This window comes from Bacillus sp. IT-79MI2 (genome assembly GCF_949768135.1).
GTDB classification, from domain to species: domain Bacteria; phylum Bacillota; class Bacilli; order Bacillales; family Bacillaceae_G; genus Bacillus_A; species Bacillus_A pseudomycoides.
The window spans coordinates 1-668 of sequence record NZ_CATKPV010000001.1 but is presented as its reverse complement, the minus strand read 5'-3'; the positions used below and the strand labels follow the sequence as shown (position 1 = coordinate 668).

General features: G+C 40.0%; 1 protein-coding gene. It reads left to right on the top strand.

All coding sequences use genetic code 11. The annotated features are described in order from the left end of the window. Positions 1 to 60: 60 nt before the first annotated feature. A partial coding sequence (locus ACM6HU_RS00005; protein ID WP_414847938.1) for a plasmid recombination protein occupies positions 61 to 668 on the top strand: 608 nt, incomplete at its 3' end.

Below are 668 nucleotides of genomic sequence, written 5' to 3'. Positions count from 1 at the left end.
CATTTCATCGCTTTGCTAGACTTATGGTATCAATTAATCTAGGGAAAGTGGTGGCACTTTATGTTGGGTTCTATCTCATTTAATCAATCTCACCAAAGTTCATTGAGTCACAATAACAGAGAAAATATTCATGGGAATCCTGGCATAGATCCAGCCAGGTTACACGAGAATATTTACTTTGTTCAAAAGGACATCCGAAGTGTGTACAAGGATGTCTTTCAAGAAGCGGTGGACAAGTATAACGAGAAACAAAAACGGAATGACCGTAAGATTGATGACTACTATGACAAAATACATAAAGACGATAAGACGCATGAGCAACGAGAACTCGTTGTAGCGATTGGGGAAGGCAAAGACGACCCAAAGTATAGGGAGACCAAAAAGGAGGCGCTGAAGCACTATGCTGAGGCGTTTCAGGAGCGAAATCCAAATTTAGTAGTTTATAACATGGTTTTACATGATGATGAAGCCAATCCGCATTTACATATTAACTATGTACCGAATTTCGAAAGTAGTCGAGGATTAACGAGGCGTGTCGGAATGGATAGAGCCTTGCAACAACAAGGTGTACAAGGAACAGGGAGAAAGTTAATTGCGCATTGGAGAGAATTAGAAACGGCTTATATTGAGCAATTAGCGAAAGAATACATTCCAAATTTTGAACGTGC